The following is a 5,660-nucleotide window of genomic DNA, read 5'->3' as shown; positions in this document are numbered from 1 at the left end:
CATGTTGCCGTCTCCTGTGGTTCTGGTATTAATGGCCGTCCTTGCAACGTCCGGCTCGACACAGGTTATCGACCGAGTCTGAGAAAATGCTGACATCCCGGCCCCGGGAAAACCCCTAACCCACCCACCTGCGAAACGGCACCATGCGCATTCTCGTCGTGGAGGACGATGCCGAAATCGGCGCGGCGATCCGCAGCCGCCTGGCGCGGCTCGGCCATGCGGTCGATCTCGAAACCGACGGCGCGATCGCGAACGGGCTGCTGCGCGTCGAGCGTTTCGACCTCGTCGTGCTCGACGCGAACCTGCCCGGCATGGACGGCTTCACGGTATTGCGCCACCTGCGCGCGTCGGGGAGCACGACGCCCGTGCTGCTCGTCACCGCGCGCTCGGCGATCGACGACCGCGTGAGCGGCCTCGGCCTCGGCGCCGACGACTACCTCGTGAAGCCGTTCGACTACCGCGAACTCGATGCGCGCGTGCAGGCGCTCCTGCGCCGCAACAGCGGCCACGCGAACGACGTGCTGACGCTCGGCGGCCTCGTGATCGACCGCAGCAGCCGCCTCGCCGAACTCGACGGCCAGCCGCTGTCGCTGTCGCGCCAGGAGTTCGCGCTGCTCGAAATCCTCGCGAGCCGGCCGCAGCGGATCTTCTCGAAGGACGAGCTGCTGAACCAGCTGTTCAGCTTCGGCAACGAGCCGACTACGAACGCGGTCGAGCAGTACGTGACGCGCGTGCGCAAGAAGCTGCAGGGCAGCTCGGTCGAGATTCGCACCGCGCGCGGGATGGGGTATCAGATTGCGGCGCACTGACTGGTTCCCGAAGACGCTGTTCGGGCGCACGCTGCTCTTCATCGCGCTCGTCGTCGCGACCGGTGCGCTCGCGCTCGCGGCGATCGCGCGCTACTACGCGGGCGTCGCGGCCGACCGTGCGTACGACCAGTTGCTTGCGGGCGCATCGATCCAGGTCGCGGAAAACCTCTACGTGCAGGGCGGCGTGCTCGCGCTGAATCCGCCGGTGGCCGCGCTGTCGACGCTGTCGCGCTACGACCTCGTCTACTACAAGGTGGTCGATTCGCGCGGCATCGTCGTGGCCGGCTACAACGATCTCGCGAGCGCCGCGACACTCGCCGCCGCGAAACAGGGCCCCGCGTTCGCGAACGGCATGTACCAGGGACACCGGATCCGCACCGCGACCATCGCACGCTACATGCCCGAGGAAAGCACGCCGGGCTGGGCACTCGTGACGGTGGCGCAAACCACCAACGCACGCCAGCAGCTCACGAACGACATGAGCTTCAAGGTGTGGACGCTGATCCTGCTGATGAGCGTGCTCGCGATCGGCGCGAGCGGCCTCGCGATCCGGCGCGGTCTGCGCCCGCTCGCGCAGATCGGCACGATCATCGCCGCGCGCGACCCGGCCGACCTGCGGCCGGTGGCCGTCGACACGCCGAGCGAGATCGACGCGATCATCGGGTCGATCAACGGGCTGATGCGCCGCCTCGCCGAGCGGATCAACGCGATGCAGCGCTTCATCGCCGACGCCGCGCACCAGATGCGCACGCCGCTCGCGCGACTCGACGCGCAGATCGAGCTGCTCGACGGCGAAGCCGATCCCGCGCGTCACGCGGCGCGGCTCGACGCGCTACGTGCGACCTGCTCGGATGTCGGGCGGCTCACCGGCCAGTTGCTCAATCACGCGATGGTGATCCATCGCACCGAAGCCGTGCCGTTGCAACCCGTCGAACTCGTCGCGCTCGCGAAGGACGTGCTCGGCCGCACGATTCCGCTCGCGGGCGAGCGCGATGTCGCCGTCGCGTTCGCGAGCGACGCGCCGCTCGCGTGGATCGACGGCGACGCGATCAGCCTGCAGGAAGCGCTGTCGAACGTGCTGCACAACGCGCTGCTGCACGGTCATGCGGACGACATCGTCGTGTCGGTTGCGACCAAGGGCAACGCCGGCGATGCCGTGACGCTGACCGTCACCGACAACGGCCGCGGGATTCCGCGCGAGCACTGGGAAGCGGCACTACAGCCGTTCGTGCGGATTGCGCCGGACGGCAGCGAGCGGCGCACCGGGTCAGGCCTCGGGCTCGCGATCGTGCAGGAAGTGATGAAGGCGCACGGCGGGCGCATCGGGTTCGCGTTTCCCGATGCGGGCGGGTTTGCGGTGGTGCTGACGTTTCCGCGCGCGGCGGGGGGCGGCGCGGCGCAGCCATGAGCCGACGATCCCGCATCGGCTCATGCACGGCAGGCGCTCAATCGTCGCTGTCGTCGTCGAAGCGGTTTCGCTCCGCATGCCGCGCGACCAACCGGTCCAGCTCGTCGTACTGACGGTCGCAGAACAGCCGGCACAACGTATCGACGTCCGCGCGCGTGTCGACGTCGATCGTATCGACGTGCTGCTCCAGCTTTCCCTTGCCGATTCCGAAAAGCCCCTTCTTCATCCGCATCGAGACGGCATTCAGCTGGAAGCCGTCCGCATGCGCATCGCTCAGCGCGGTCACCCACAATTCCCGCTGATCGTCGGCATGCTGCAGCACGAGGGCCGGCAACGGGCCTTCCTGCGTGTCGTCCCATTCGGCATGCTGCGCCGCCCACGGGAACACGTCGAACGCTTGCGTGAACGACGGGTAATCCGTCGCACCCTGAGAATCCAGTTGATCGAACTGGTAGCCGACTTTCTGAATGGAATAGGTCAACATGGCGCGGCGCTCCGTGGCATTCAGGATCAGGAGATCGTCAAGCTACGCCGATTTGCGGTATTCGTCAGCTTTTTGCTGCGCGTCGCCGACGCGCGGACGCCAGTGTGGAATGCCATCGTGCGGCTTGCGCGGCACTCGACCCACCGGTTCGACTACCGCGCCCTTTGCCCCGATTCGCGCCACTCGACTTGACGGCAGCACGCCGGTCAATTATGGTATGGTCGTTCAACAATCAGGAGAGCCCGATGGCGCGGCCAAGAGAATTCGACGAAGACCAGGTGCTCGACGCCGTGATGGACACGTTCTGGCGCCACGGCTACGAAGCGACGTCCGCGCAGGATCTCGTGCAGGCGACCGGGCTCGGCCGCGGCAGCCTGTATGCGGCCTATACGAACAAGGACGGCCTGTTCGAGCAGGCGATGCTGCGCTACAACCAGCGCTCGCACGACAACGTCGACCTGCTGCGCGCTCCCGGCCCTGCGACCGAGCGCCTGCGTGCGCTGCTGACAAGCGTCGTCGACGCCGACCTGAAGGCGCCTGAAAAACGCGGCTGTCTCGCGACGAACACAGCGATCGAGCGCGCGAGCCGCGACGCGCATGTCGCCGAACTCGTGCGACAGAACTTCCGGATCATGCTCGCGGGCATCCAGGAAACGATCGAGCGCGGGCAAGCCGCCGGCGAAATCGATGCCAACGCGCACGCCGAGGATCTCGCGTGGTTCGTGTTCAATGCAATGCAAGGGTTGCGGGTGCTCGCCAGGACGTCGTCTGGCAAGGACCGCAAGCGGCTCGTCGCAATCGTCGACCGGACCCTGCACGCGCTGGGCTGACCAAAAAATTTTTCCCAATTATGGAATGATCATTCCACAACAAGGACCCCGATGAACGCTTCACTCTCTTCCGTTCCCCGTCGCGGCGCGCGGCTGCCGCTTGCCGTTTTCGTGCTCGGTCTCACCGTGTTCTGCATCGGCACTACCGAAGTGATGGTGTCAGGCCTGCTGCCCCTGCTCGCGCACGATTTCGGCGTGTCGATTCCGTCGGCCGCCCTGCTGATCTCCGGCTATGCGGCCGGCGTGGTGGTCGGCGGCCCCGCGATGACGCTCGCGTTTCTGCGCACGCGCCGCAAGACCGCCCTGCTCGTGCTGCTCGGCGTATTCATCGCCGGGCAAGCGCTCGGCGCACTCGCGCAGAACTATGCGCTGCTGATGACCTCGCGGGTCGTCGCGGCGCTCGCGCAGGGCGCGTTCTTCGGCATCGGCTCGCTGCTCGCGATCGACCTGGCCGGCCCCGACGCGAAAGGCCGCGCGCTCGCGGTGATGTTCGGCGGGCTGACGATCGCCAATATCGCCGGCGCGCCGTTCGGCACGCTGATCGGCGAGCAGTACGGCTGGCGTGCGAGCTTCTGGGTCGTCACGGCGCTCGCCGTGCTGAGCCTCGTCGCCACCACGCTCGTCGTCCCGATGCAGGGCCGGCCGCCGTATCACGGCATCGCGCGTGAGTTCGCATCGTTCCGGCAGCCGCGGCTGTGGGCCGCGCTCGGCATCTCGGCGCTCAGCCAGGCCGGCTTGTTCGCCGCGTACAGCTATTTCTCGCCGATCTTCACCGAGTTCGGCGGTTTCGAGCGCGCAGCCGTGCCGGCGTTGCAGGCACTGTTCGGCATCGGCTGCTTTGCCGGCACCGTCGTGGGCGGCCGCTATACCGATCGCTATCCGGCCGGGATCCTCGTCGCGGGCCTCGTCGCGCTGATCGTCACGATGGCCACGTTCGGCGCGCTCGCGCACAGCCGCACCGGCACGATCGTCGCCCTGGCCGCGTTCGGCATCGCGGCGTTCTCGATCAATCCCGCGCTGCAGGCCCGCGCGATCGCCGAAGCTCCGCACGCACCGACGCTCGCGACGACGGCGAACACGTCGGCGTTCAACGTCGGGAACACCGTCGGCCCGTGGCTCGGCGGCGTCGCGATCAACGCCGGGCTCGGATTCGTGTCGACGGTCTGGGTCGGCGTCGCGCTCGCCGCGCTGGCCCTGGTCCTCGCACTCGCATCGACGCGTCCGCACGCGCCGTCCTCTTCCGCTTCATACACACGTTCGACAGGAGAAACGTCATGAGCACGTCCGCTACACGCAACGCCACCACCGTCGCCGTCCTCGGTATCGGCGTGATGGGCGCACCGATCGCCCGCAATCTGGCCCGGCAAGGATTCACGGTTCGTGCATGGAACCGCACGCGCGCCAAGGCCGACGCACTCGCCGCCGACGGTGTCGCCGCGTTCGCGACGCCGGCCGAGACCGTCAGCGACGCGCGCATCGTCGTCACGGTGCTCAACGATGCGGACGGCGTGCTGCAGGCGATGGAAGCCGCTGCGCCGAAGCTGGCGGCCGGAACGATCTGGGTTCAGGTCAGCACGGTAGGCGTGCGCGGCATCGCACGACTCGCGGCATTCGCGCGGACGCACGACCTCGTGTTCTACGACGCGCCCGTGCAAGGCTCGCGACTACCGGCCGAAAATGCGCAACTCGTCGTGCTCGCGGCGGGGCCCGAGTCGGATCGCGCACAGGTGCCGCCGCTGTTCGACGCGATCGGCCGGCGTACGCTGTGGGTGGCCGACGACGGCTCGACGGGCGCAAGCAGCCGGCTCAAGCTCGCGCTCAACCACTATGCGTTCACGCTCACGCACGCGATCGCGGAAAGCCTGAAACTGGCCGGCGCGCTCGGCGCCGATCCGCGCGACGTGATCGATGTCGTGTCGGGCGGCCCGATGGACAACGGCTACTTTCAGGCAAAGGGCGCATTGATCCTGAACGACGACTTCCGCGCGGCGTTCACGGTCGCCAACGCGGTGAAGGACGCCACGCTGATCGCGCAAGCCGCGCATGACGCCGGCATGCACGCCGACGTCGCGAATGCGAGCCTCGCACGATTCCGGCGCGCCGCCGACGCGGGGCACGGGGACAAGGAC

At 67.9% G+C, this 5,660-nt stretch carries 6 protein-coding genes; 5 read left to right on the top strand and 1 reads right to left on the bottom strand.

Annotated features, from left to right (window positions below; translation table 11 throughout):
• Window positions 1-143 precede the first annotated feature (143 nt).
• Both JYJ84_RS27045 and JYJ84_RS27040 read left to right on the top strand, forming a co-directional pair.
• Window positions 144-809: a response regulator transcription factor gene (locus tag JYJ84_RS27045; RefSeq protein WP_122948939.1), complete on the top strand. Its 666-nt coding sequence runs from the start codon at window positions 144-146 to the stop codon at window positions 807-809.
• Window positions 796-2,217 carry a sensor histidine kinase gene (locus JYJ84_RS27040; protein ID WP_122948938.1) on the top strand — a complete coding sequence of 474 codons (1,422 nt, stop codon included), beginning with the start codon at window positions 796-798 and terminating at the stop codon, window positions 2,215-2,217. The genes JYJ84_RS27045 and JYJ84_RS27040 overlap by 14 nt, the downstream gene beginning before the upstream one ends.
• A 37-nt stretch (window positions 2,218-2,254) precedes the next feature.
• Here JYJ84_RS27040 and JYJ84_RS27035 read toward each other — a convergent pair whose 3' ends face one another.
• Complete coding sequence (locus tag JYJ84_RS27035) at window positions 2,255-2,701, bottom strand: hypothetical protein (RefSeq protein WP_122948937.1); 447 nt, start codon at window positions 2,699-2,701, stop codon at window positions 2,255-2,257.
• A gap of 245 nt (window positions 2,702-2,946) precedes the next feature.
• Between JYJ84_RS27035 and JYJ84_RS27030 the strand changes: the two genes are divergently transcribed.
• The 3 genes from JYJ84_RS27030 to JYJ84_RS27020 form a co-directional block, all read left to right on the top strand.
• Window positions 2,947-3,531 carry a TetR/AcrR family transcriptional regulator gene (locus tag JYJ84_RS27030; protein WP_164462804.1) on the top strand — a complete coding sequence of 195 codons (585 nt, stop codon included), beginning with the start codon at window positions 2,947-2,949 and terminating at the stop codon, window positions 3,529-3,531.
• Between the two features lie 51 nt (window positions 3,532-3,582).
• Window positions 3,583-4,809 carry an MFS transporter gene (locus tag JYJ84_RS27025; RefSeq protein ID WP_175219383.1) on the top strand — a complete coding sequence of 409 codons (1,227 nt, stop codon included), beginning with the start codon at window positions 3,583-3,585 and terminating at the stop codon, window positions 4,807-4,809.
• On the top strand, window positions 4,806-5,660 hold an 855-nt coding region (locus JYJ84_RS27020; RefSeq protein ID WP_205189673.1), incomplete at its 3' end, for an NAD(P)-dependent oxidoreductase. The genes JYJ84_RS27025 and JYJ84_RS27020, both read left to right, overlap by 4 nt.

Source organism: Burkholderia sp. LMG 13014, assembly GCF_905232215.1.
Classification (GTDB): Bacteria; Pseudomonadota; Gammaproteobacteria; order Burkholderiales; family Burkholderiaceae; genus Burkholderia.
Note: the sequence above shows the minus strand (reverse complement) of the source record. Positions and strands in the feature narration are given on the sequence as shown.